General features: G+C 58.3%; 19 protein-coding genes. 11 read left to right on the top strand and 8 right to left on the bottom strand.

Going from position 1 to position 25,639, the window contains the following annotated elements; genetic code table 11:
- Window positions 1-54: 54 nt before the first annotated feature.
- On the bottom strand, window positions 55-1,638 hold the full coding sequence (locus tag RVY89_RS12070; RefSeq protein ID WP_484825445.1) for a phosphoethanolamine transferase: 1,584 nt from the start codon (window positions 1,636-1,638) through the stop codon (window positions 55-57).
- 283 nt (window positions 1,639-1,921) lie between these two features.
- A complete protein-coding gene (gene mntS / locus RVY89_RS12065) occupies window positions 1,922-2,050 on the bottom strand; it encodes a manganase accumulation protein MntS (RefSeq protein WP_014831181.1) in 129 nt (42 codons plus the stop codon).
- 183 nt (window positions 2,051-2,233) lie between these two features.
- Here mntS and mntR point away from each other — a divergent pair, with 183 nt between their 5' ends.
- From mntR to RVY89_RS12020, 9 genes are all read left to right on the top strand, one after another.
- A complete protein-coding gene (gene mntR / locus RVY89_RS12060) occupies window positions 2,234-2,707 on the top strand; it encodes a manganese-binding transcriptional regulator MntR (protein WP_008501176.1) in 474 nt (157 codons plus the stop codon).
- The gene (locus tag RVY89_RS12055) at window positions 2,704-3,813 is read left to right on the top strand and encodes an anion transporter (RefSeq protein WP_484825444.1); all 1,110 of its coding nucleotides are present in this window, start codon (window positions 2,704-2,706) and stop codon (window positions 3,811-3,813) included. Before mntR ends, RVY89_RS12055 begins: the two co-directional genes overlap by 4 nt.
- Before the next feature lie 101 nt (window positions 3,814-3,914).
- The gene (locus tag RVY89_RS12050) at window positions 3,915-5,009 is read left to right on the top strand and encodes an HlyD family secretion protein (protein ID WP_484825443.1); all 1,095 of its coding nucleotides are present in this window, start codon (window positions 3,915-3,917) and stop codon (window positions 5,007-5,009) included.
- On the top strand, window positions 5,006-6,577 hold the full coding sequence (locus RVY89_RS12045; protein ID WP_484825442.1) for a DHA2 family efflux MFS transporter permease subunit: 1,572 nt from the start codon (window positions 5,006-5,008) through the stop codon (window positions 6,575-6,577). Before RVY89_RS12050 ends, RVY89_RS12045 begins: the two co-directional genes overlap by 4 nt.
- A complete protein-coding gene (locus tag RVY89_RS12040) occupies window positions 6,577-8,100 on the top strand; it encodes an efflux transporter outer membrane subunit (RefSeq protein ID WP_484825441.1) in 1,524 nt (507 codons plus the stop codon). The genes RVY89_RS12045 and RVY89_RS12040 overlap by 1 nt, the downstream gene beginning before the upstream one ends.
- 107 nt (window positions 8,101-8,207) lie before the next feature.
- Complete coding sequence (locus RVY89_RS12035; protein WP_484825440.1) at window positions 8,208-9,248, top strand: aldo/keto reductase; 1,041 nt, start codon at window positions 8,208-8,210, stop codon at window positions 9,246-9,248.
- Between the two features lie 148 nt (window positions 9,249-9,396).
- On the top strand, window positions 9,397-10,773 hold the full coding sequence (locus RVY89_RS12030) for a glycoside hydrolase family 1 protein (RefSeq protein WP_484825439.1): 1,377 nt from the start codon (window positions 9,397-9,399) through the stop codon (window positions 10,771-10,773).
- A gap of 51 nt (window positions 10,774-10,824) precedes the next feature.
- The gene (locus RVY89_RS12025; RefSeq protein ID WP_484825438.1) at window positions 10,825-12,147 is read left to right on the top strand and encodes a PTS sugar transporter subunit IIC; all 1,323 of its coding nucleotides are present in this window, start codon (window positions 10,825-10,827) and stop codon (window positions 12,145-12,147) included.
- Window positions 12,148-12,162: 15 nt separating this feature from the next.
- Window positions 12,163-12,879, top strand: a complete 717-nt coding sequence (locus tag RVY89_RS12020; RefSeq protein ID WP_229225557.1) for a GntR family transcriptional regulator — start codon at window positions 12,163-12,165, stop codon at window positions 12,877-12,879.
- 41 nt (window positions 12,880-12,920) lie between these two features.
- Here the strand turns inward: RVY89_RS12020 and ldtB are convergent, their stop codons facing one another.
- Complete coding sequence (ldtB, locus tag RVY89_RS12015) at window positions 12,921-13,841, bottom strand: L,D-transpeptidase (protein ID WP_484825437.1); 921 nt, start codon at window positions 13,839-13,841, stop codon at window positions 12,921-12,923.
- Window positions 13,842-14,063: 222 nt separating this feature from the next.
- Between ldtB and RVY89_RS12010 the strand changes: the two genes are divergently transcribed.
- Window positions 14,064-15,659, top strand: a complete 1,596-nt coding sequence (locus tag RVY89_RS12010; RefSeq protein ID WP_484825436.1) for an ABC-F family ATPase — start codon at window positions 14,064-14,066, stop codon at window positions 15,657-15,659.
- Window positions 15,660-15,750: 91 nt separating this feature from the next.
- On the opposite strand, the gene RVY89_RS12005 is transcribed toward RVY89_RS12010, so the two are convergent.
- On the bottom strand, window positions 15,751-18,114 hold the full coding sequence (locus RVY89_RS12005; protein ID WP_484825435.1) for a glycoside hydrolase family 31 protein: 2,364 nt from the start codon (window positions 18,112-18,114) through the stop codon (window positions 15,751-15,753).
- A 17-nt stretch (window positions 18,115-18,131) separates the two neighbouring features.
- Window positions 18,132-19,433, bottom strand: coding sequence for an MFS transporter (locus RVY89_RS12000; protein WP_484825434.1), 1,302 nt, complete (start codon window positions 19,431-19,433; stop codon window positions 18,132-18,134).
- 288 nt (window positions 19,434-19,721) lie between these two features.
- On the opposite strand from RVY89_RS12000, the gene RVY89_RS11995 reads away from it, so the two are divergent.
- Window positions 19,722-20,795 (top strand): LacI family DNA-binding transcriptional regulator, encoded by a 1,074-nt coding sequence (locus RVY89_RS11995; protein WP_484825433.1) that lies wholly within the window; start codon window positions 19,722-19,724, stop codon window positions 20,793-20,795.
- On the opposite strand, the gene RVY89_RS11990 is transcribed toward RVY89_RS11995, so the two are convergent.
- The 3 genes from RVY89_RS11990 to RVY89_RS11980 form a co-directional block, all read right to left on the bottom strand.
- The gene (locus RVY89_RS11990; RefSeq protein ID WP_484825432.1) at window positions 20,792-22,048 is read right to left on the bottom strand and encodes a DUF1479 domain-containing protein; all 1,257 of its coding nucleotides are present in this window, start codon (window positions 22,046-22,048) and stop codon (window positions 20,792-20,794) included. The genes RVY89_RS11995 and RVY89_RS11990 overlap by 4 nt on opposite strands.
- 149 nt (window positions 22,049-22,197) lie before the next feature.
- Window positions 22,198-23,013, bottom strand: coding sequence for a Cof-type HAD-IIB family hydrolase (locus RVY89_RS11985; RefSeq protein WP_484825431.1), 816 nt, complete (start codon window positions 23,011-23,013; stop codon window positions 22,198-22,200).
- A gap of 193 nt (window positions 23,014-23,206) precedes the next feature.
- Window positions 23,207-25,639, bottom strand: coding sequence for a formate C-acetyltransferase/glycerol dehydratase family glycyl radical enzyme (locus RVY89_RS11980; RefSeq protein ID WP_484825430.1), 2,433 nt, complete (start codon window positions 25,637-25,639; stop codon window positions 23,207-23,209).

The raw sequence follows: 25,639 nt of genomic DNA, 5'->3' as shown, positions 1-25,639 counted from the left end.
ATTATTTTGTGGGGATTCCTCAGCGAAGGGGAAGACCGCACGAGACGGCAGAAACTACTTACTCTTAATATCAAAAATATCCGTACCCAGATGGTTATAGTCAACTTTCTGTAACTTGAAGTTGGTAACGTACACTGGGGGAGCTTTCTTGTTAGAGACAAACGGGTAAGCAGTTTTTATCTGCTCGGCCTTAATCCCGGTCCACTGCGAGAAGAACTGCAGGAAATCATTAGCCGAACGACGCGCTTTAATCACGCGATGCGTTTTATCATCACTCGAGAGCACCATAAACGGCACCTGGAAGTTCTGCTGGAACTTGTCATCGTGCGCCAGATACTGCACCTCTTTACCACGCTCTTTAAACGCCAGCCCATGATCCGAGAAATAGACCATGGAGAAGCTGTCGCCCGTATTGCGTAGCTGCTCGTAAAGCTTGCTCAGCAGGTCGTCGGTTTGCGTCATGGTATAGAGATAGCAAGAGGTCTCTTTGGACTGCACGAACTCCGCGTACTTCCCACCGGTCCGATCGCAGGCCTGCGGGTGCGACCCCATGAGATGCAGGACGATCAGCTGCGGCTGGGTGCGCGGGGTGGCGAAGACCTGCGCCGTCATTTTCAGCAGCGCTTCGTCTTTGGTGTTTTTGTCAGCTTCAAAATCGCCGTTTTTCAGGAACTGCACTTCATCGGCGCGTTTGGCGATGCTGGCGATGGCCGTATCGTATTCGCCAATTTGCCCCTGATTGGAGAACCACCAGGTCTGATAACCCGCGCGGTTTGCCAGGGTGACAAAATTATCCTGATACTGGGGTTTGCCGTCGACGACCCGGTTAAGCGTCAGACCGAGCGATTTCTGCGTCGAGCCGCTGGCCGCGACGTAATCGGTGAACAGAGTACCTTTGACCGAACTCGCAAACGGGGTATTGTCCCAGTGGCCGCCAAACGCCCCCATTGCATCGCGACGCGCGCTTTCGCCAATCACCACTACATAGGTGTGATATTTCGGCTTAACGGCCAGCACGTTCCAGGTGTCTTTCATGTTGGAAAGCTCAGCCATGCGGGCCTGTTCGTCGAGAACCTCTTTATTATTAACAACGACGTCTTTAACGAAGCGGAAAACCGGATAGCCGATATTAATAAGCCTTAGCTTACCGTCCCAGGGAATGTTCTGGATGGGGGCGACAAACGCCACGGCAACGCTGAACACCAGACAGAGTATTTCGATCTTACCCCAGGATTTTTTCTCGCCCGACTGACGGCGGATGGCGATAACGCCCAACGCGAAGATAAAGAGCCCAACCACATAGCTGTACCAAGGGAAGATCGTCAGGATCTCCGTTGACTCTTCCATATTGGTCGAGTGCAGCGCCAGCAGGGTATTAAAGTTTGGCGACCCGTAGGCCTGACCAAACGGGAAATAGAGTGCCGCAACCAGCGAACAGATGCCGATTAATGCTTTTTGCGCGCGCGGCGCGGCTCGCCACAGCACATGCAGAATGCAGGTGAAGGCCACCGCGTAGAGCAGACTAAAGGGATAACCCAGCGCAAAGTTAATCAGTAATGACTGCAAAAAGTAAAACCCCGTCCACGGGCTTAAGGCCCGGCTGCGGGTCACAACGGTATCTATCAGGGTTAAATTCATAGGTCACTATCATGGATGAAAACGCCATGTGCTCACCCTGGCGTCAAGGGTCATAACCTGCCTGACAGTGCGTGGAGAGGGAATGAGGGTCCGCTTCAGCGAGCCGCAAATTGTGCAGGGCTGCAAGAAGATAGTGCGAGCGCTAAATAATATCAACAGTTGCTAAGCAGATGTTTTGCGAAGGGGATTGCAAATCCGTAAAAAAGATCGGGAATAAGGCGGCTGGAAGCCAGTTTACAGCGAGTTTGTGACGAGAAAATGAAGCGGCGTACCGCGACGCCGCTTAGTGGGAAGGTTTGTCATCCTGATGCGGTTTGTTGTTAAACATATCGCATAGCATGTTCAACAGCATTAAGCGCACTTTAAAGGGAGAGTGGGTAAACACGGTCATGCACCTCTTGAATTCGTTCATAAGACCTCCTGATTTTTGATCCCTTCGATCCGTGAAGGGTGACTGCATTACATACAGATATAGCACAGGCTATATTGTATAGCTATGGCTATTTCGTTAATTTTTTGTGCTTGTGGAGGGATGGTTTACAATGTGCGCTCTCGATACCGGGCGCTGGAAGCGTCACCCCACTGAGGAAGTACAATGAACCGTCGCGCAGGTAAGCCAACCATTAAAAAAACGACGCAACTGGTGAATGTTGAAGAGCATGTCGAAGGTTTTCGCCAGGTCCGTGAAGCGCACCGGCGTGAACTGATTGATGATTATGTTGAACTCATTTCCGATCTGATTCGTGAGGTCGGTGAAGCGCGCCAGGTCGATATGGCCGCCAGGCTGGGGGTTTCACAGCCAACTGTCGCTAAAATGTTAAAACGCCTGGCCTCCGTAGGCCTAATTGAAATGATCCCCTGGCGCGGTGTTTTTCTGACGCCGGAAGGGGAGAAACTCGCGCAGGAGAGCCGCGAGCGCCACCAGCTTGTCGAGAATTTTTTACTGGTGCTGGGCGTCAGCCCGGAGATCGCCCGCCGGGATGCGGAAGGAATGGAACACCACGTGAGCGAAGAGACGCTGGTGAAGTTTCGTGAATTTACGCTTAAATATGGTCCCTCCGCTGAATGAAAATCCCTGGACTGCAGGCTCTGGCACGCGATCGTTTCTTCCATCTCTTATTAATTATTGGCGCAGGGTTAAGCCTCTTTGTGCCGTTTGCGCCGCAGGCCTGGCCCGCCGCCATTGACTGGCGCACCATCATTACCCTGAGCGGCCTGATGATGCTCACCAAAGGGGTGGAGCTGAGCGGCTATTTTGACGTGCTGGGACGTAAAATGGTGCGCCGCTTTGCCACCGAGCGCAGGCTGTCCCTGTTTATGGTGTTCTCCGCCGCGGTGCTGTCGACGTTTCTGACCAACGATGTGGCGCTGTTTATCATCGTGCCCCTCACGCTTACGCTGCGTAAGCTGTGCGAGATCCCCGTCAGCCGCTTGATCATCTTTGAAGCGCTGGCCGTCAATGCAGGATCACTTCTGACGCCAATCGGCAACCCGCAAAATATCCTTCTCTGGGGACGGTCCGGGCTGTCGTTTGCCGCCTTTACCTGGCAGATGGCTCCACTGGCGCTGGTGATGATGCTGTCGCTGATGGTGGTGTGCTGGTTTGCGTTTCCGGACAAAAAACTGCAGTACCACAGCGGCACAACGGGCCCGCAGTGGCAGCCGCGTCTGGTGTGGAGCTGCCTCGGGTTATACATCGTCTTTCTGTTTGCGCTGGAGCTGAAGTATGAGCTGGCGGGCGTGCTGCTCGTTGCCGCAGGCTTTGTCGTCCTGGCGCGTCGCGTGCTGGTTAGCGTGGACTGGACGCTGCTGCTGGTCTTTATGGCGATGTTTATTGATGTGCATCTGCTTATTCAGCTTCCGGTGCTGCAAAACGTGCTGCACAGCGTCAGCACGCTTTCTCAGCCGGGACTGTGGCTGACGGCGATTGGCCTGTCGCAGTTTATCAGCAACGTGCCGTCCACCATTCTGCTGCTCAACTACGTTCCGCCTGATACGCTCCTGGCCTGGGCCGTTAACATTGGCGGGTTTGGCCTGCTGCCCGGCTCGCTGGCAAACCTGATTGCTCTGCGCATGGCCAACGACCGTCGTATCTGGTGGCGCTTCCATCTCTGGTCGATCCCGATGCTGGTTTGGGCGGCGGCGATCGGTTTCGGAATATTCCTTCTCATATAGTGCGCAATTTGTCAGTTTTTCCTGGCAAACGTATAGCAACGTCCTAGCTTTAGTGAACGGCATAGTGTGATGCCGCTCACTGACAGGACCGTTGCTGACCTATGGCTGAAGATCAAAATCCGCCTGCTGACGAGCAGGACAAAAATAATAATGAGCGTAAGCGCCCGGGCAAGAAACCGTTAATTATCCTCGGCATTGTCGTGGTTGTGATGGTCGTCGTGGCCCTGGTCTGGTGGTTTTTAACCCGTAATGAAGAGACGACCGACGACGCCTTTACCGACGGCGACGTGGTAACGATTGCCCCGAAAACGGCGGGCTACGTCACCGAGCTACGGGTGCGCGATAACCAGCGCGTGAAAAAGGGCGATCTGCTGGTGGTCATCGATCCGCGTGATACCACAGCGCAGCGCGATCAGGCTCAGGCCCAGCTTGGGCTGGCCATCGCGCAGCTGCATCAGGCCCAGGCGCAGCTGGCGCTCTCGAAAGTGCAGTACCCCGCCCAGCGTGACGAGGCCAAAGCGCAGGTGCTGAAAGCGCAGGCCGATCTGGCGAACGCGCAGGCAGAGTACCGTCGCCAGCGCGGCGTTGACCCGCGCGCGACCACCCAGCAAAGCATTGATTCCGCGAACGCTCAGCTGCGCAGCGCGCAGGCGGGGCTGGCGAGCGCCCAGGCGCAGCTGGAAGTGGCAGAGCAGGTCCAGCTGCAAATCCGCCAGCAGGAAACCAACGTTGAAGCGCGCGAGCGTCAGGTCGATCAGGCGAAAGCGCAGCTGGAAACGGCCAATCTGAACCTCTCCTACACCGAAGTCCGCGCCCCGTTCGACGGTTTTGTCACCAAACGCAACGTGCAGCCCGGCACGCTGGTTCAGGCGGGAACGGCGCTGTTCTCCCTGGTTTCACCGAACGTGTGGGTGGTGGCGAACTTTAAAGAGTCCCAGCTTGAGCGCATGAAGCCCGGCGATAAGGTCACCGTGTCCGTCGACGCGTGGCCGGATATGGAGCTTGAAGGCCATGTTGACAGCATCCAGCAGGGCAGCGGCTCGCGCTTCTCCGCCTTCCCGGCAGAAAATGCCACCGGTAACTTCGTTAAAATTGTGCAGCGCGTGCCGGTGAAAATTGTGATTGATAAGGGGCTCGATTCGAACAAACCGCTGCCGCTTGGGCTGTCGGTTGCGCCGAAGGTGACGGTGGAATGACGGATCACAGCCACGACAGCTGGAAGCCCGCCAGTAATCCGTGGGCGGTGGCGATTGTCGTCACCCTGGCGGTGTTTATGGAAATTCTGGACACCACTATCGTTAACGTGGCGCTGCCCCACGTGGCGGGCTCGCTCTCGTCCAGCTATGACGAATCCACATGGGTATTAACCAGCTATCTGGTCGCGAACGGCATCGTACTGCCCATCTCGGCGTTTCTAAGCCGGGTGTTTGGCCGCAAGCAATTCTTCCTGATTTGCATCGTGATGTTTACCGTCTGCTCGTTCCTGTGCGGGATCGCCACCGAGCTGTGGCAGATCATCCTGTTCCGCGTGATGCAGGGCTTTTTTGGCGGCGGGCTACAGCCCACGCAGCAGTCGGTACTGCTCGACTACTTCAAGCCGGAGGACAGGGGCAAAGCCTTTGGGCTTTCGTCTATCGCGATTATCGTCGCACCGGTCCTCGGCCCGACGCTGGGGGGCTGGATCACCGACAACTACTCCTGGCGCTGGGTATTCTTTATCAACATCCCGGTGGGGATTGTGACGGTACTGGCGATCTACCAGCTGCTGGAAGATCCACCGTGGGAGAGCAAATCGAAAGAGAAGCTGAGTATCGACTGGACGGGGATCGGCCTGATCGCCCTGGGGCTGGGCTGCCTGCAGGTGATGCTCGACCGGGGGGAAGATGAGGACTGGTTCTACTCGAACTTTATTCGAACCTTCGCCGTATTGACGCTTATCGGCATTATCGGTGCCATTTACTGGCTGGTGTATGCCAAAAAACCGGTGGTGGATCTGCACTGCATGAAGGACCGCAATTTTGCCATCTCAAGCCTGCTGATGGCGGGGATGGCGATGATTTTGTACGGCAGCTCGGTGGTGATCCCGCAGCTGGCACAGCAGGACCTGGGCTATACCGCCACCTGGTCCGGGCTGGTGCTGTCGCCCGGGGCGGTGCTGATCGTGTTAACCATTCCGCTGGTGCTGAAGCTGATGCCGGTGGTGCAGACGCGCTGGATTATCGCCTTTGGCTTTACCTGCCTGGCGGTATCGTTCTTCTGGTCCCGCACGCTTACGCCGGATATCGACTTCGAAACGCTGGTGCTGTTCCGCAGCGCCCAGTCGATAGGGCTGGGGTTCCTGTTTGTGCCGCTGACCACCATTGCCTTCATCTCGATACCAAGACGGTTGAATGCCGATGCCGCGGCGCTGTTCACCATGTTCCGTAACGTCGCGGGCTCGGTCGGGATCTCGCTGTCGACGGCGGCCATCACCGAACGGTCGCAGGCGCACAGCGCGCATCTGGCGTACCACGCCTCGCCGTTTAACGAGCAGTTCCAGCAGGCGATACGCGAAAGCGCCCAGGCGATCCAGAACTTCACCACCCAGGTGGGTGACCCCACCGGCATTGCTACCGGACGCATGTACCAGACCATGATCGAGCAGTCGCGCTTTCTGGCCTACATCGACGTCTTCACCATTCTGAGCGCCGTTGCCTTGTTACTGATTCCGTTTTGTTTGTTGCTCTCGCCGGTTAAGAGCGAGGGGAGTGCAGGAGCACATTGATGATACACAGACGTTTACACCCCCTGATGATAATGATGCTGCTGGCAGGCTGCGCCGTCGGACCGGACTACCAGCAGCCCGCGCCGCCCGCCGTCTCGCACTGGAATGATAAGGGCGACAGCGCGGTGAAATCGCAAACGACCTCCGCCGCGACCAATCCGCGCTGGTGGAAAACCTTCGGGTCGCCGCAGCTCGACAGCCTGGTTGAGCGGGCCATCGCCGGGAACCTGACGCTGCAGCAGACGGTGCTGCGCATCGCCGGGGCGCGTGAGCAGATTAACCAGGCAGGCGGGGCGTTTTACCCGTCGGTGAACGGCAACCTGCAGGCGACGCGCCAGCAGCTCGGGCTCGAAGGGGAGCTTAAATCCCACGGCGTGTATGACCAGGTGGATAGCATCGATCCCGCTCTGAAGGGCGCGCTGGGGCCGCTGACGCAGCCGGTTAACCTCTATCAGGGCAGCTTCGACGCCCAGTGGGAAATCGACCTGTGGGGCAAGGTACGTCGTCAGGTGGAAGCCGCCGAAGCGCAGCAGAAAGTGGCTATCGAACAGCGTAACGACGCGCTGGTGTCGCTGGAAGCCGAAGTGGCGCGCGCGTGGCTCCAGCTCCGCGGGGCGCAGAGCATTATCGCCACGCTGAATACCCAGATTAAAAGCGCGCAGCAGACGCTGGAGCTCACCGAAAGCCGCCAGCGGGGCGGGCTGTCGCCGCAGATGGATGTGGAAAACGCCCGGGCGCAGTCAGGAAACCTTGAGGCACAGCTTCCGCAATATCAGGCGCAGGAGCGGCAGGCGATGAACGGCCTGGCAATCCTGCTCGGCAAGCCGCCGGGGGCGCTGGATGCGGAATTGCAAAGCGTGCAGCCGATGCCCGCCCTGCCGGATATCGTGCAGACCGGCATTCCGTCGACCTTGGCGCGACGCCGTCCGGACGTGCGCGAAGCGGAGGCGAACCTTCACGCCGCCACGGCGCAAATCGGCGTCTCGGTGGCGGAGCTGTTCCCGAGCTTTACCCTCTCCGGGCAGTTTGGCCTGCGCAACAGCGAAACCGACTGGCTGACCGACTGGAGCAGCCACTTCTACAGCTTTGGCCCGCAGGTCTCCATCCCCATTTTCCAGGGCGGTCGGCTGGTCTCCAGCGTGAAGGTGGCGCGCGCGCAGCAGGGGGCGGCGGTGCTGGACTATCGTCAGACGGTGCTCACCGCGCTTGGCGATGTCGAAAACGCGCTGGTGAGCTATCGCACCGACCAGCAGCGTGAAGCGGGTCTCGCAAAAACGATCGATGCGCTGCAAAACGCGTTTGACCTGGCAAGCGACAGCTACCGCCAGGGGATCGCCAGCTTTATCGACGTGCTGGACGCCCAGCGACAGCTGGCGCAGGCCGAGCAGCAGCGCGCGCAGGCGCAGGTGCAAAGCGCGCTCGATCTGGTGGCGCTCTACAAGGCGCTCGGCGGCGGCTGGGAGCCGTATCAGCAGGTGCAATTACCGGACTACAGCGTCTTTGGCGACGCCCCGCGCGGATAAATTTTCAGAGGATTGGGCAAGAAACGGACAGGAACGCCACATTCGCGATGGCTGAGGGGCGGGTATAACTATCGGGTACCCCTTAAACGACATGCGAGGATTATCTTATGCGTTATCAAAAACTGGGCAACACCGGACTGTTTGTTTCTGAACTGTGCCTCGGCACCATGACCTTCGGCGGTGAAGGCGGCATGTGGGGAAAGATTGGTCAGCTCCAGCAAAGCGAAGCAGAAAAGCTGGTGGGCCGCGCGCTGGATGCCGGGATCAACTTTATCGACACCGCGGACGTTTACTCCGAAGGGCGTTCGGAGGAGATCACCGGCCAGGCGCTGAAAAACCTGAAAATCCCGCGCGAGAACGTAGTCGTCGCCACTAGAGTGTTCGGCGAAACGGGAACGGCAGGAGTGAACTCGCGCGGCAGCTCGCGTTATCACATCATCAGCAGCGTGAAGGAAAGCCTGCGCCGCCTGCAGCTCGATCATATCGATCTCTACCAGCTGCACGGCTTCGACCCGGCCACGCCGATTGAAGAGACGCTGTATGCGCTGGATAACCTGGTGCAGCACGGCCACGTGCGCTATATCGGCGTCTCGAACTGGGCGGCGTGGCAGATTGCCAAAGCGCTGGGCATTTCCGAGCGTCTCGGGCTGGCGCGTTTCGCATCACTCCAGGCGTATTACACCATCGCCGGACGCGATCTTGAGCGCGAGCTGGTGCCCATGATGCAGAGCGAAGGCGTCGGGCTGATGGTCTGGAGCCCGCTGGCGGGCGGCCTGCTGAGCGGAAAATATGGCCGCGACGGGCAGAGCGAAGCCGGTGGTCGTCGTCTGGAGTTTGACTTCCCGCCGGTGAACAAAGATCGCGCCTTCGACTGCGTGGACGTGATGCGCACTATCGCCGAAAGCAAGGGCGTCTCCGTCGCGCAAATCGCGCTGTCGTGGCTGCTGCATCAGAAAGCGGTGACCAGCGTCATCATTGGCGCAAAACGCGTTGAACAGCTGGACGACAACATTGCCGCCACCGGGATCCTTCTCAACGAAGACGAGCTTCAGCAGCTTGATGCGGTGAGCGCGCTGCCGCGGGAATATCCGGGCTGGATGCTGGAGCGGCAGGGTGAATATCGCCGTAATCAGCTCGCGCAGCAATAACCTTTCTTGCCCCGGTAGTGCATCGCTTACCGGGGCTTTTTTTCCCGCATTGCTCACAAAAAACGATCCTCCTCTTTGATCGTCCTTTCATTCTCGCCTATATGACTAGTCATGATATTTTAAATGACTAGTCATATAGGGAGGGAACATGAACAATCAGCTGCCGGCCAACTTTTTATGGGGCAACTCGGTGTCCAGCATGCAGACGGAAGGGGCCTGGAACGAGGGCGGGAAAGGGATGTCGGTGTACGACATTCGCGAAGCCGGGGAGAACGTCTCCGACTGGAAAGTGGCGACCGACTCCTACCACCGCTACCGGGAGGATTTCGACCTGATGCAGGATCTGGGCATGAACTGCTACCGCTTCCAGATCTCGTGGAGCCGCGTCTGCCCGCAGGGCGACGGCCCGTTCAACGACGAAGGCATCGCTTTTTATGACCGCTTTATTGACGATCTGATTGCCCGCGGCATCGAGCCGATGATCTGCCTGTACCATTTCGATATGCCGCTCGCGCTGGCGCAGGAGTACAACGGCTTCAACGACCGCCGCGTGATGGACGCCTTTATCCGCTACGGCAAAAAGATGATCGACTGCTATGGCGACCGCGTGAAGTACTGGCTGACCTTCAACGAGCAGAACATCTTCCATATGCCGGAAGCGTTCCGTATTTCCGGCTATATGAAAGGCGAGAAAACCCTGCGCGAGCTGTACGAGCTGCAGCACCATACGATGGTGGCGCACATGGCGCTGACCGAATACCTGCACCAGACGAAACCGGGCCAGCTGATGGGCGGCATGCTGGCGCACCAGCTGATCTACCCGGCCACCTGCAAACCGCGCGATATCTTCTGCGCCCAGCAGTATGACGAATTCCTCAACCAGAACCTGCTGCGCGTCTTCGCAGGGCAGGGCTACAGCCCGGCGGTGATGGCGGTGGTGGAGCAGGAGGGCTTTGGCGATATCTACCGCGAAGACGATCTCGCGCTGCTGGCGCGCACCAGAAACGATTATATGGCCTTCAGCTACTACGCCAGTAAAACGCTGGACAGCGATGCGATCCCGGAAGGCACGCCGGTGAACTATTACCTGCTGCACGGTGAGAAAAATAACCCGTACCTGAAGGCTACCGAGTGGAACTGGCAGATCGATCCGCTGGGCTTCCGCACCATCATCACCCGCTACGCCAACGACTGGCGCCTGCCTGTGTTCCCGATCGAGAACGGCATTGGGGTGATTGAGTCCTGGGACGGGGTGAACCCGATTGAGGACACCTACCGCATCGATTACCACCGGGCGCATATCGAGGCCATGAAGGAGGCGATGTTCGAGGATGGGGCAGAGGTCATTGGCTACCTCGGCTGGGGGCTGATCGACATTCTCAGCTCCCAGGGCGACATGCGTAAGCGCTACGGCGTGGTCTATGTCAACCGGGAAAACCACGACCTGAAAGACCTCAGGCGCGTGCCGAAGAAGAGCTACGCGTGGTTAAAACAGGTTATCCATACCAACGGGCGCGAGATGTAAGCCGTACGCTGCCGGGCCGTTTTTGTGACTGATTGATGGGAACACTCCGCTATGTCTGAAACAAAAATCACACCGCACATGCAGTCCTTTGTCGATAAGTTTGTCGAGTTCTCGGCGCGCCTGGCAAACCAGGTGCACCTTCGCTCCCTGCGCGACGCCTTCGCCACGGTGATGCCCATTTTCATCCTCGCCGGTCTGGCGGTGCTGGTGAACAACGTGGTGTTTCCGTGGATCTTTCACGGCGATACGCTGGCACATTTCAAAGTGTGGGGCGAGGCGATTATCAACGGCACGCTGAACATTGCCGCGCTGCTGCTGGCGCCGATGATTGCCTGGTCGCTGGCGCGCAACAAAGATTTCGACAATCCGGTCTCGGCAGTGATTATCGCCGTCAGCAGTTTTATCATTATGATGCCGATGCGCTTACAGATTACGCCCGTCGGCAGCGACGCTGCGGTCAGCGTGACGCAGGTGCTGACCTTCGCCAATATCGGCTCCACCGGGATTTTCGCCGGGGTGCTGATCGGGCTGCTCTCAACGGAACTGTTTATCGCCATCTCGCGCCTGAAGGCGCTGCACATTTCCCTCGGGGAAAACGTGCCTCCGGCGGTGAGCAAATCCTTTACCGCGCTTATCCCGACCATTCTCACGCTATCCCTGTTCGCGGTGCTGGCGGCTGTGCTGGCAAACGTGCTGCATACGGACCTGATCCATCTCATTACGACCTTTATCCAGCAGCCGCTGCGGCTGATCAACACCAGCCTGCCGGGGACGATTTTCATCTACAGCTTCGGCAACTTCCTCTTCACGCTCGGCATTCATCAGTCGGTGGTCAACAGCGTGGTGCTGGAGCCGTTCCTGCTGATCAATACCAACGAGAACATGCTTGCCTTCGCCAACGGCCAGCCCATTCCGCACATCATCAACAACATCTTCGTGCCGACCTTTGGCATGGTGGGCGGGACGGGCAGCACGATATCGCTGCTGATCGCCATCTTTATCTTCTCCCGACAACAGTCGGCTAAGCAGGTGGCGCGTCTGTCGCTGGCGCCGGGCCTGTTTAACATCAACGAGCCGGTGATTTTTGGCCTGCCGATCGTGTTTAACCTGCCGCTGATGATCCCGTTCGTGCTGCTGCCTGCGATAGGCATTTACTTCGCCTGGCTCTGTACCACGCTGGGGTTAATGTCGCGCTGCGTGGTGATGATCCCGTGGACCACGCCGCCGATTCTCAGCGCCTGGCTGGCCACGGCGGGAGACTGGCGGGCGGTGGTGGTGCAGTTGGCAATCATCGTATTTGGTGTATTCTTCTACCTGCCTTTCCTCAAAATTGCCGAGCGAGTGGCCTTGAAAAACAGCGGGATAGAAAACTAACAGAAAGGAAGGACGATGGCGGCGAAGTACATCACCATAGCGCGGGAAATCAAGAAACGCATTATCAGCCAGCAGTACGCCGCCCATGAACCGCTCCCGGACCAGTTTGCGCTGGCGGCGGAGTTCAGCACCAGCCGGATGACCATCCAGCAGGCAATGCGCCAGCTGATCGTCGAAGGGCTGGTCTATACCCGCCAGGGCCAGGGCACGTTCATCCGCAAAAACTTCCTCCAGCTTTCGCAGTGGGATCTCTCCGGCAGCGACTACTTTGGCGCGACCAAAACCTGGGCGCATCTGGGTAAGGTCACGAGTCAGGTGGTGCATTTCGAACTGCGCTTCCCGAACGAAAAAGAGCAGGCGTCGCTGATGATTAACGCCGATGCGCCGATCTACGACTTCATTCGCCTGCGTTTGCTGAACGGCGAACCGATGTCGCTGGATTCCACGGTGATGCCGATGAATCTGGTGCCGGGCCTGACGAAAAACCATCTTGAAGGTTCGGTATTTCAGTACGTTCAGGAGACCCTGGGGCTGAAAATTATGGGGTCATACCGGGTGGTGCGGGCGCTTAAGCCCAGCGCGCTGGACAGAGAGCATCTGGTCTGCGAAGAAACCGATCCGGTGCTGGAGGTGGAGCAGGTCATTTATCTGGAAGATGGCACGCCGCTGGAGTATGCCCACTGTCACTATCGGTACGACCACGGCGGGATTGTGATCGTGAATAACGGGTAAAAAAAAGCGGGCAACGAGGCCCGCTTTTTTAATACGCGTGATTAGTTCAGACGCACCGGCATACCGGAACGGTTCTGAATGGCCTGGTCAACAATCGCCGTTTCAACATCTGGCTGAGACGTTACCGCCTGTACCGCGCTGTTCAGCGTAACAGGAACGACTTCGTTGTTGTTGATCTGGTCTTCACTGGTGGACAGCGGGTTGTGCACTTCGATGTAGCGGCTGCCGTCTGGTTCAGACGTTGCTTTCACCGGTTCGTTGATGAACTGCACGCGCGTACCGACCGGCACGTTTTCGAACAGGAACTTGATGTCGTCGTTACGCAGACGCACGCAGCCGTGGCTCACGCGCAGGCCGATACCGAAGTTGGCATTGGTGCCGTGAATCGCATACAGACGACCAATGTACAGAGCATACAGACCCATCGGGTTATCCGGGCCTGCCGGCACAACGGCTGGCAGCGGTTCGCCCGCAGCGATATATTCCGCGTGCATTTTAGCCGTCGGCGTCCAGGTCGGGCCCGCTTTCTTACGCTCAACTTTGGTGGTCCAGTTCATTGGGGTGTCTTTGCCCAGCTGGCCGATACCGATTGGCAGCACGATCACGGTGTTGGTGCCTTTCGGGTAGTAATACAGACGCATTTCGGCGCTGTTGATCACGATACCTTCATGAACGGTATCCGGCAGGATCAGCTGCTGAGGGATATTCAGCACGGTACCTGCTTTCGGCAGGTACGGGTCAACGCCCGGGTTCGCTTCCAGCATGTTAGACAGACCCAGCTGGTACTGCGCCGCGAAATACTCCAGCGGCTGAGAGTTACCTTCAGGAACCGTCACCACCTGGTTTTGACCCACCAGACGGCTTCCGTCGGTCGGCAGGGGATACGTCACCGCAGACGCGGTCTTACAAAAACCTACTACGGCTAACGCCGCCGCAAAAAGCGCTGTTAATTTCATGTTCATGTTGTGCGAGGTATCTAAGCCATTCAGGCGATGAGTTGATAAGTCTGAATCTGTGATGGGAGCGCATTATATGTGCATTCCCGCTCACAGGGAATTCAGATGTGTACGAAATCACATTTTTTTCGATTTTGTTAAAGTTTAGTGGATTGCCGCAACACGGGATCTCAATTCGGAATTGTGGCATAATGCCGTGTTTATCACACTTTTCGCAGGAATCTCTCCGTGTTAGTTACCAGCAACGTCACTATGCAGTTTGGCAGTAAGCCGCTGTTCGAAAACATTTCCGTCAAATTTGGCGGCGGCAACCGTTACGGCCTGATTGGTGCCAACGGTAGCGGTAAATCCACCTTTATGAAGATCCTCGGCGGTGACCTGGAGCCGACCCTCGGCAACGTGTCGCTCGATCCTAACGAGCGCATCGGTAAGCTGCGTCAGGATCAGTTCGCCTTCGAAGAGTTCACCGTGCTCGACACCGTGATCATGGGGCACGCGGAGCTGTGGGAAGTGAAGCAGGAGCGCGATCGCATCTATGCGCTGGCCGAAATGAGCGAAGAAGATGGCTATAAGGTGGCCGACCTGGAAACGCAGTATGGCGAGATGGACGGTTACTCTGCGGAAGCGCGCGCGGGCGAGCTGCTGCTCGGCGTCGGCATTCCGGTAGAACAACACTACGGCCCGATGAGCGAAGTCGCGCCAGGCTGGAAGCTGCGTGTGCTGCTGGCGCAGGCGCTGTTCTCTAACCCGGACATCCTGCTGCTCGATGAACCGACGAACAACCTGGACATCGACACCATCCGCTGGCTGGAGCAGACGCTGAACGATCGCGACAGCACCATGATCATCATCTCGCACGACCGTCACTTCCTGAACATGGTCTGTACGCACATGGCGGATCTGGACTACGGCGAGCTGCGCGTTTATCCGGGCAACTACGACGAATACATGACGGCTGCCACCCAGGCGCGCGAGCGTCTGCTGGCGGATAACGCCAAGAAGAAAGCGCAGATTGCTGACCTGCAGTCCTTCGTCAGCCGCTTTAGCGCCAACGCCTCTAAGTCGCGTCAGGCGACGTCGCGTGCGCGTCAGATCGACAAAATCAAGCTGGACGAAGTCAAAGCCTCCAGCCGTCAGAACCCGTTCATCCGCTTCGAGCAGGATAAGAAACTGTTCCGTAACGCGCTGGAAGTGGAAGCCCTGGTAAAAGGCTTTGAGAACGGCCCGCTGTTTAAAAAATTCAACCTGCTGCTGGAAGTGGGCGAGAAGATTGCCATTTTGGGTGCCAACGGCGTGGGTAAATCCACCATGCTGAAAACCCTGGTGGGCGAACTGCAGCCGGACAACGGCACCGTGAAGTGGTCTGAAAACGCGCAGATTGGCTATTACGCGCAGGACCATGAGTACGAGTTCGAAAATGACCTGACCGTCTTTGACTGGATGAGCCAGTGGAAGCAGGAAGGCGACGACGAGCAGGCGGTGCGCAGCATTCTGGGTCGTCTGCTGTTCAGCCAGGACGACATCAAAAAGCCCGCAAAAGTACTTTCCGGTGGTGAGAAGGGTCGCATGCTGTTCGGCAAGCTGATGATGGAAAAACCAAACATCCTGGTGATGGACGAACCGACCAACCACCTGGACATGGAATCTATCGAATCCCTGAACATGGCGCTGGAGATGTATCAGGGCACCCTGATCTTCGTCTCTCACGACCGTGAGTTCGTCAGCTCCCTGGCGACCCGCGTGATCGAAATTACGCCAGAGCGCGTGGTGGACTTCACCGGTAACTACGAAGATTACCTGCGCAGCAAAGGTATCGACGGCTAAAAAAAAGCCGGGTGGAGGCTTCGCCTTACCCGGCCTACGTTCTGTTCCCTCTCCCTGTGGGAGAGGGCCAGGGTGAGGGCATCAGGCCGCACTACAGCACCCACTCGCTCCCTTCAACCCCGTTCACCCGCAGCGTACGTTTTTCCCCTACAGGCAGCGACACCTTAAGCGCTTTCCACGCCGGACGATAATCCCCACGCGCGTTGACCTTCAGGTTGATGGTTGCGCCATCGCACACCATTTCCCATTCCACCCACAGCGCATTGCCGTTCTGGTAGCCCCAGCTTTCGCCGTCGTCTTCAAACAGCATGCCGGAGGTTGTGCCGACGCCCTTCACCGGGAACAGCTTCAGCTCGCGGGTGGTATCTTTTTCGGCATTTACATGCGTGATGCGCTCGCTCAACGGCAGGCCGGCTCCGGCGCGCACCAGCAGCGGCAGTTTTTCCAGCGGCGCGTCGAGAACGATCGACTGGCCGCCAGCGAACCACGCGTGGGTGTAAAAATCGTACCAGCCGGTGGCGTTATCCGGCAGCCAGACGCGGCGCTCGCGCTGCCCGGCTTCGACGACGCTGGCGACCAGCAGGTCGCGGCCCAGCAGGAAGTCATCGCACTCTTCGAAGGTCTGCGCATCGTGCTCGTGGTCGAGGAAGGTCGGGCGCAGCATCGGCTCGTCGTCGGCGTGCGCCTGCCAGAGCAGGGTGTAGAGATACGGCAGCAGGCGGTAGCGCAGCTCAACCGCGCCGCGAATGGCAGGCGTGACGCCCGGATACATCCACGGTTCGTTCACCGTGTGGTCATCGTTCCACGAGTGAATGGTAAAGCGGGGGTGCATCACGCCGTTCTGCACCCAGCGCACGAACAGCTCGGCGTCCGGCTTATCGCCGGAAAAACCGCCCACGTCATGGCCGACGTTGAACAGCCCGGACAGGCTCATGCCCAGCCCCATGCGGATGTTATAGCGCAGGGTGTCCCAGTTGGTGCGGTTGTCGCCGCTCCAGGTCTGAACGTAGCGCTGCATCCCGGCGCAGCCGGAGCGGGAGATGAGATACGGACGTTTTTCCGGCGCAAATCGCTGCTGCGCTTCCAGCGAGGCGCGCATCATCAGCAGCGGCATCACAGGGCGAATGTGCTTGATGGCGATCTCTTTGCCGAAGCCAAAGCAGCGGGCTTCCCCGTCCCACACTTCATACTCGTTGTTGTCGTTCCAGGTGGAGTCGATGCCCATTTCCAGCAGCTGCGTGGTGACGCCGTTCTGCCACCACTGCACCGTTTGCGGGTTGGTAAAGTCGAGGTGCGATCCTTCGTCATCCCAGAAGCTGGAACGTTCGGGTGCATCGGTTTCTGAATCGCGAATGAACAGGCCGCTTTCCGCCACTTCGTGATAGCGCGGATGATCCTGCAGCAGGCACGGCTTGATGTTTGCGGCCAACTTCAATCCCGCGTCGTGGAACGCCTGGCTCATCACCTTCGGCTGCGGCACCTTGTCGTAGTTCCAGTTGAAGACGTAGCGCTTGCCGTTGATGGAGGTATAGCCGGACGAGAGCTGGAACGAGTCGCACGGAATGGCGTGTTCTTCGCACAGGCGGATGAAGTTCATCAGCTGGTTTTGCGCGTCCGGCGCGTCGGTGTAGTGCATGGTCGAGCCGCTATAGCCCAGGCTCCATTTCGGTCCGAACAGCGTTTTCCCGGTCAGGCGCACAAAGGCTTTGGTGACGTCCAGCACGCGCCTGCCGGTAAAGATGTAGTAGTCGATATCGCCCGCTTCCGCCTGCCAGCGGCGATAGGCGGTGTGATAGTTGTCGATTTCGTTACCCAGATCCAGCCAGCAGCTGCTCAGGTTGTCGTAGAACAGGCCGTAACTCACGTCATCGCGGCGGGCGATAGTGAACGGGATGTGCTTGTACAGCGGGTCGGTGCTGGCGGCGTTATAGCCCATGGCATCGAGGTTGCGCATCTCGTAGCGTTTGCCGTTGCGCTGCAGATCGCCCGCTTTCTCACCCAGGCCGTAGAAACGCTCGTCCTTGCGGCGGCTCAGGTAGTGCGCCACGCCGTCGCCGTGGGCGTTCAGCAGGTAGGCGCTGGTGGGACGGTCGTTGACCAGCGGCTGCCACTCGCCCGCGTCATTGCGGTAGTGCCACTCCAGCCACAGCGGCTGGTGCACGGTGACGCGCAGCTGTTCGGTTGCCACGGTTAACGTGTCATCCTGCTGCGTCAGCGTCCAGGCCGGGCAGGTGAAGCCGCTAATATCGTCACGACGGCGACCTTCCCACGGCACGTCTTGTTCCGGGGCGATGCTCCAGGTGCGGTCCAGCGCCAGCACGCCTTTGCGTTTGATCAGCACGCGGAACAGGTTCTCTTCCAGCACATACAGGCACAGGCGGTGCTGGTTATCGACCAGCAGTTCCAGATGGTTTGCCGACTGCGTATCAACGGTCCAGTTTTTCAGGGTTTTCATATGCAATACATCCACTATCAGGCGCGCTTGGCGCGACGTTCAGCAATAAATGCTACCAGGAAGACAGCGCCAATCAGGTCAAAGAAGCCCATGGCGATAAAGAGCGGGTTAAAGCCAATTTTGTCGGCGGTCACACCGATTAACAGGGAGAACAGGAAGCTGGCGATCCACGCCGCCGAGCCGCGCATGCCGTTGACTGTCGCCATCTGGCCTTTGTCGAACGATTCAACGACCAGGGCGCTCAGCATGCAGGAGATGATCTGGTGCCCGAAGCCGCCGATGGAGATCAGCACGATGGTGATATACGGGTCGCGGGTAATGGCCACGATGGCCAGCGAGATCATCAGGAACGCGCCGGTCACGGAGCTGGCGACGACCGAGTTCACGCGGGAGCAGCCGAACAGGCGGGTATAGAGACGCGTCAGGTAGCCGCTCGCCACGCTGCCGAGGTCGGCGGCGAGGAACGGCAGCCAGGCAAACATCGCAATCTGCTTCAGGTCCATGCCGTGCTCTTTGGCAAGGTACAGCGGCACCCAGAAGCTCAGCACCGCCCAGGCGGGTTCCGCCATAAAGGCCGGGATGGCGATACCGTAGAAACGCTTGTTCTTCGAGACGGTTTTCAACGCGGTCAGGAAGGGCAGTCTGACGGCAGGCGGCTCGTTATCCTGCTTGATAAACGCCAGCTCGTCCTTGCTCAGGTTCGGGTGCTGCTCCGGATTGTGGTAGAACGCCCACCACAGGATCACCCACAGCAGCGCCAGCACGCCGGTAAACATGAACGCCCCCTGCCAGCCGAAAGACGCGTGAGCAAAGTAAATGATAGGCGGAGCCAGCATCGCGCCGATAGAGAAGCCCACGCCCGCCCAGCCAGCGGCAACGGGACGCTCTGATTTCGGGAACCATTCACCGATGGTTTTGGCGTTCGCCGGGGTAGCGGCGGCTTCGGAAGCACCCATAAAGAAGCGCAGAATCGCCAGGTGCAGCCAGCTTCCGGCGCCCGCGTGGAAAATACACATCAGCGCCCAGATCCCGGCGCAGACCATAAAGCCAATCTTCAGGCCGATAACGTCAATCAGCCAGCCGCACAGGGGCTGGAAAATGGTGTAGGCAATCTGGAACGCACCGACGATCCAGGAGTATTGCTCGGTGGTGATCCCAAGGCTCTCTTTCAGTTCCGGGGCGAGGATCCCGAGCGAGTTTCGGGTAATGTAGTTAACGGTGACGCCAAGTAAGAACAGCACCAGCACGTACCAGCGCAGGTTCTTGATGACGCGACGGGTTTTGCTTGTCGCAACGGTGTTATTGATGTCCTGACTCATTTTACTCTCCACAAGACGGACGGTAAGGGGACGGAGGTTCAGGTGTCACACAGATTTTTATGCCTTTGATTTCTATCCGTTTAAACTGCTTAAGTTGGTATACAACTAGTATGGAAGTTGTGTGACAAGTTCACCTTAAGGGAGAAAATGAGCGGGCAATAGTCGATTTTGTGCAAAATTTCTCATAACTGACGTAAAGACTCTGGCAAGATGGCATTTGTGTCAGTTAATGCCTGACAAACACGCTATGAAAATTTTTTCATTTCGCAAATGGAGCCAGATCACAAAATGGACAAAAGGCTAAAAATCACCGAAATCGCAGCCCGCACGCAGCTCTCGATCAGCACCGTGTCGCGCGTGCTGGCGGGGAAAGCGAATACCAGCGAAAAGGCGCGCGCAAAGGTGCTGGCGTGCGCGCGGGAGCTGGGGGTGATGGAGGGCATGGCGGCGGGACGGCTGCTGCTCAATAGCCTGGTGGTTTTTGCTCCTCAGCGCGCCTTCGACGAGCGGTCCGACATCTTTTACTACCGCGTGATCCAGAGCGTGAGTAAAGGCCTTGCTTCCCACGATGTGCGCCTGCGCTACTGCGCGCTGGAAGAGAACGACAGCGACGCCCAGCTGTTCCTGGCGCGCATGAACGAGTCGGACACGCAGGCCGCCATTCTTCTCGGTATCGACGACCCGCATATCCACGATCTGGCGGTGGACGTCGGAAAACCCTGCATGCTGATTAACTGCCGCGACCGGCACATGCGTCTGCCTGCCGTCGCGCCGGATCACCGCGCCATTGGCGAGCGAGCGGCGGAATATCTGTTCGAGATGGGACACCGCGAGGTGATGAGCGTGCTGTGCCTGCGTCGCTACACGATGGAGCTGCGTCTGTCAGGGATCCGCGACGCGTGGCAGTCTCACAACCTGATGTTCAACGACAGGCGCGATCTGCTGGTGGTACCCAGCTTCAGCGCGCGCGAAACGGAACAGGTGGTCAGCGGCTGGCTCAGCGAAATGCAGGGCAAGGATTTGCCAACCGCGTTTCTGGTCGGCGGCGATTTTATGGCGGCGGGTACCATCAGCGCATTACAAAACCACGGATTGCGCGTGCCGCAGGACGTGTCGGTGATGAGCATCGACGGATTTAACCTGGCGGCAATTCAGGATGTTCCATTAACGGCCGTGCACGTTCCCCGCGACGAGCTGGGAACGGAAGCGGTACACATGCTCCAGCAGCGGCTGATGCGCCCGGACGCGCCGGTGGGAACGTTACTGCTTAACGGCACGCTGACCGTCCGGGAGTCGGTACGGCGGATACGTCACGGGAAACGACGCACCGCCGTTGAGCGGGAAGGGCTGTACGACAGTTAGACCATGCCCAGCGCGCGCTTGCCGTGGATGTTGAGATCGTTCACGGTAAAGCGGTCCTGCCAGCTCTTTTCATAATCTTCGCGTGGGAAATCACCCGGTGATGCGCCGGTTTCGAGCGCTTCCTTGACCTTTTTGGCGTAGGCGAGGTTCTTCTCGCACATCGGCGCGGCAGGAATGTACATCACGTTGCCCCAGCCCTGCTGATTTTCCACCGGCGCGACGGAGTGGATCACATCGCAGTGCCACCACACGGAATCGCCTGCCTCGAGTGCCGGAATGCTGCTTAATGCCTCGATGAGCAGTGGGTGCCACTTCTCGGATACCGGCAGCACGCGCCCCGGCGCCACGCCGCACAGCTCGTCTTCCGGCACGTCGTCCAGCAGCGGACGCAGCAGAATGTACGCCATCGCTTCCGGGATCGGCACCACGTGCAGCAGCCCCTGGCCGGGGATCATGTCCGACAGCGCCGTCCAGCCCTGGAAGGTGCGGAATACCGAGCATTTGGTGGTGTTATCGACGGTATACTCTTCCACTTCGGTACGGTGCGCGGCGTTCCACGGATCGTATTTCTCGACGTTGCCGTCAAACACGCGGGCGAAGACCTGCTGGTAAGCCGGCAGCAGCCAGCGTTCCAGCGCGCCGGAGTCGGTATGTGCGCCGAGTCCTTTCGAGGTAGTTCCCGGCGGACGGCGGCGAATACGATCCGGATAAATCACGCTCACGTCCGGGTCGAACCACTGCTTGCCGTTGCTCTCGAACGTCCATAAACGGTTCAGGAACGACTGCACCTGCGCCATCTCTTCGCTCTGACGCGCCTGCATTTGCGCCTGCGACCAGTAGATCGGGTAAATCTCCGGACGGGAGGCGGTCAGGGTGCCAAAAAAGTTATCGCCCGGGCCTTTGTACACCTCGTCAAATTTGTTCAGATCGAGGTAGTCGAGCATCGACTGATCCCACGCCAGCGCCTGCTCGCGCGGGAAGTGACCTTTAATCACCGCGCAGCCGCGGCGCTTAACGGCGTCGCGCTGCGCGTCGGTAATCGTGCCGTTTTTTACATCCGTAAACGGGATCGCCGGCCAGACGGATTCACCTTTATTTTTAAGCGCGTTAATTTCCGCCACGCGGGTGGCAATTTTGTCGCTGAGCTTATTAAACACCGCCTGCACGTCGCCTATCTGCGCGCGTAACTCACGTTTCAACTGACGGATTGCCGCTTTGTGATCCGCCGGCAAGGTTTCACTGGTAAAGGTCATAACTGCCTCGCATCTTTCATTCGAAAGTAAAAGTGTCTACAAGTGATACTTTAAGTTAAAAATAAGTTAATGCAAGTTTAGAAACTTGACGCAAGCCACAGGACGGAAAAAGAGTGAGAAGCCGGAGCAAGGCTCCGGCGAAGAGAGGATCAGACGTCGAAAGGAGAGTGGTTGTCGAGCACGGCCTGAATGACGTTCAGCGCGCCCTGATGGTTGTTGTCGTCGGTGCTGTAGCGGCTGATTTCTTTGATGCTTTCTGCCGCATTGCCCATCGCAAAGGAATATTTCACCAACTTCAGCATCTCGGCATCGTTGCCGCTGTCGCCAATGGCCACGCACTCTTGCGGGGAGATTTTCCAGCGTTTCAGCAGACGGCTGATGCCGTTGGCTTTGTGCAGGCCGGGGATAATCAAATCCACAAAGCCAAAACCGCTGGTGACCGGCTTCATGATGCCGTCCAGCGAGACGTGCAGCTTATCCACCAGATTGGGGATATCGCTGTCCGGCAGGTTCAGGGAGAACTTGAACAACACGTCGTCAATTTCGCGGTAATCGCTGATGCGTTTTAGGCGGTGGTAGTGCTTTGACATCAGCGCCACGAACGCGTCCGGGGCTTTATCGCTGATGTACGCGCTCTCCAGCCCGCAGGCCACGAAGTTCAGCCCTTTATCTTTCAGCAGTTCGCCAATGACGATCTGCGATTCATGGCGCGTCAGCTCGCCGTGGAAAATCTGCTCCCCGCGATCGAACACCAGCGCGCCGTTTTCCGCCACGAAGGAGATCCTTTCTTTCAGCTCCGGAAAGAAGGAGATGAGCTGGTAATACTGGTTGCCGCTGGCGACAACGAATTCAATGTCGCGGGCTTTAAGCTGTTCAAACTGTGCCTGGAAGCGGTCACGATCGTACTGCTTGGCATCATCAAGAAAAGTTCCGTCCATATCGGTGACGATAACTTTAACGGTCATACTGTGCTCCTGGGTCACTGCGTTTTGAAACATTCTAATAACAAGGTGACGGGGAGCACAAATTTAATTTCATTCGAAAGTAAAAGCAAAACGGCAACCGAGGTTGCCGTTTTTAGTGTTTTCTCCCTCTCCCCGTGGGAGAGGGCCGGGGTGAGGGCATCAGCGTGCGCATTTCCCCTTAGGGGATACACCGTTACAGCGTATGTTCAGTACGGGCGATAATATCGTCCTGCGCATCCGGCGACAGGGCGGTGAAGAACGCCGAGTAGCCCGCGACGCGCACCACCAGGTCACGATACTGGTCAGGATGTTTTTTCGCTTCCAGCAGCGTTTCGCGCGAGACGATGTTGTACTGAATATGCCAGCCCTTATGCACCTCGAAGAAGGTGCGCAGCAGCACCATCAGCTTCTGGCGATCGCTGTCGTTTTCCAGCGTCGACGGGTTCAGCTTCTGGTTAAGCAGCACGCCGCCGAGAATCGCCTCGGTAGGCAGTTTACCCACCGAGCCAATCACCGCCGTTGGGCCAAGGTGGTCGGTACCGGAAGCCGGGCTAGCCCCTTCCGCCAGCGGCGTGTGCGCCTTACGTCCGTCCGGCGTTGCCATCGTCGCCGCGCCAAACGGCACGTTCGCGGAGATGGAAGAGGTGCCCGCGTAGTAGTTACCGCCAATCGGGCCGCGGCCGTAGCGCGGGTTGTGGTACTGCTTCAGCTCTTCGATGTAGGTCTGATAGGCACGGGTCAGCAGCATGTCCACGCTGTCATCGTCGTTGCCGTACTTCGGCGCACCGTTGATCAGGCGCTGGCGCAGCTGCTCGTGGGTCAGCCCGTCGAAGTCATCTGCTAGCGCCGCCGCCAGCTGCTGTTGACCGATAATGCCCTGCTCAAACACCAGCTTCTTCACCGCCGCCAGGCTGTTGCCCAGGTTGGCGATGCCCACCTGCAGGCCGGAGACCCAGTCATATTTCGCGCCGCCCTGCTTGATGCTTTTCGCGCGCTCGATGCAGTCGTCCACCAGCGCCGAGCAGAGAATATCGTGGACGTTCTCTTCCAGCATGGTATCTACCACGTACTCAATCTCGATGGATTTGCGGGTGTAGTAGCGGATTTGGGTATCCCATGCCGCCATCACCTCCTCGAAATTGTCGAAGTTTCCGGCGGAGAGCGCTTTCTCCTGCGGCAGGAATACCTTGCCGCTGGTGGCGTCGCGGCCGCCTTCCAGCGCGGCGAGCATCACGCGGGCGAAGTTGATAAAGCTCATGCCGGTGCAGCGATAGCCCCACTTGCCGCCCACCGCGGTTTCGATACAGCCAATCGCCGCGTAGTCGTAGGCATCATCGCGCTCAACGCCGAGCTTGATAAATTCCGGGATCACGATTTCGTCGTTGTTAAAGGCTGGCATCCCGAAGCCGCAGCGGATCACCTGCACGCAGGCGTCGAGGAAGTCGTTGCTCATGCCCGCGTGGTAGCGCACGCTCAGGTTCGGCTGGGTGGAGCGCAGGCGACCGCAGGATTCAAGAATCGCGTAGGAGAGCGGGTTCACCGCGTCCATCGGCTCACCGTTAACCAGCTTCTGACCGCCGATGGTGACGTTCTGGTACAGCGGGCTACCGGCGGAAGCCTTCGAGTGCGAACCGGAGCGGATCTTGTTCACTTCCAGCAGCTTCAGCCAGCAGCTGTGCAGCAGCTCGATGGCGTGTTCGCGGTCGAGGCTCTGGTTCAGCTCTACGTCGCGGCGGTAGAACGGATAAAGATACTGGTCCATACGCGCGAAGGAGACGGAGTGGCCGTTGGACTCAATCTGCAGGATCAGCTGAATGAAGTAGCACAGCTGCAGCGCCTGCCAGAAGGTTTTTGGCGGCTCGTGGGCAATCACGTCACAGTTTTCTGCCATCGCCAGCAGCTCGTCGCGGCGGCTTTCGCGGGTTTCGGTTGAGGCCATCTGGCGCGCCAGATCGGCGAAGCGTTTGATGTGCAGGCTCACCGCTTCCAGCACGATATCAATCGCCTTCAGGAACTGATCGCCGTGCAGGTCTTCCAGCACCGTCAGGTTGATACGCGAGCGGCGCTCGGCCACTTTCGCACGCATGCCGTCGAGACCTTTCTCCAGCACCAGCGGGAAGTTCACCGCCAGGTGCGCGTCGCCGGAGGTCATGTTGCCTTCGGCTTTGATAATGCCGGTTTCCAGCAGGCCTTTCTGCTCGTCGGTGAACATGCCGTAGCAGCGGTCCTGCACCGTCTGGCCGCGCCACCAAGGGCAGATCTCATGCAGCACGCGCTTGTTCTGTTCGCTCACCGCAAAGCCCGCGCCCGGGCGGTCCGCCAGGTCGTCAATCTCTTTCTCAATCCAGGAGACGGTGTATTCCGGGAAGATCGGCGCGGCGCGCACTTCGCTTGCCTGGTTACCGATAATCAGCTCGTCGTGTTTGATCCAGATGGTACGTTCGGCCAGGTGATGTGCCAGCGCCAGGGCGCGACGCACCGGGATCGGCTTGTCCATGTGCTGCTGGTACATTTCGGTGTAATGCTGCGCGCGCTCGGTACAGACCGGCGGCTTAACGATATGCACCAGGGCCGTTTTGTGTGCCTTAATACGCTCGCTGAGGGTGTTGAGATTCAGGGTTGTCAT

It is taken from the genome of Enterobacter sp. 3U4, assembly GCF_057224565.1.
The sequence above is the reverse complement of the archived record's forward strand: the minus strand, read 5'-3'. Positions and strand labels throughout refer to the sequence as shown.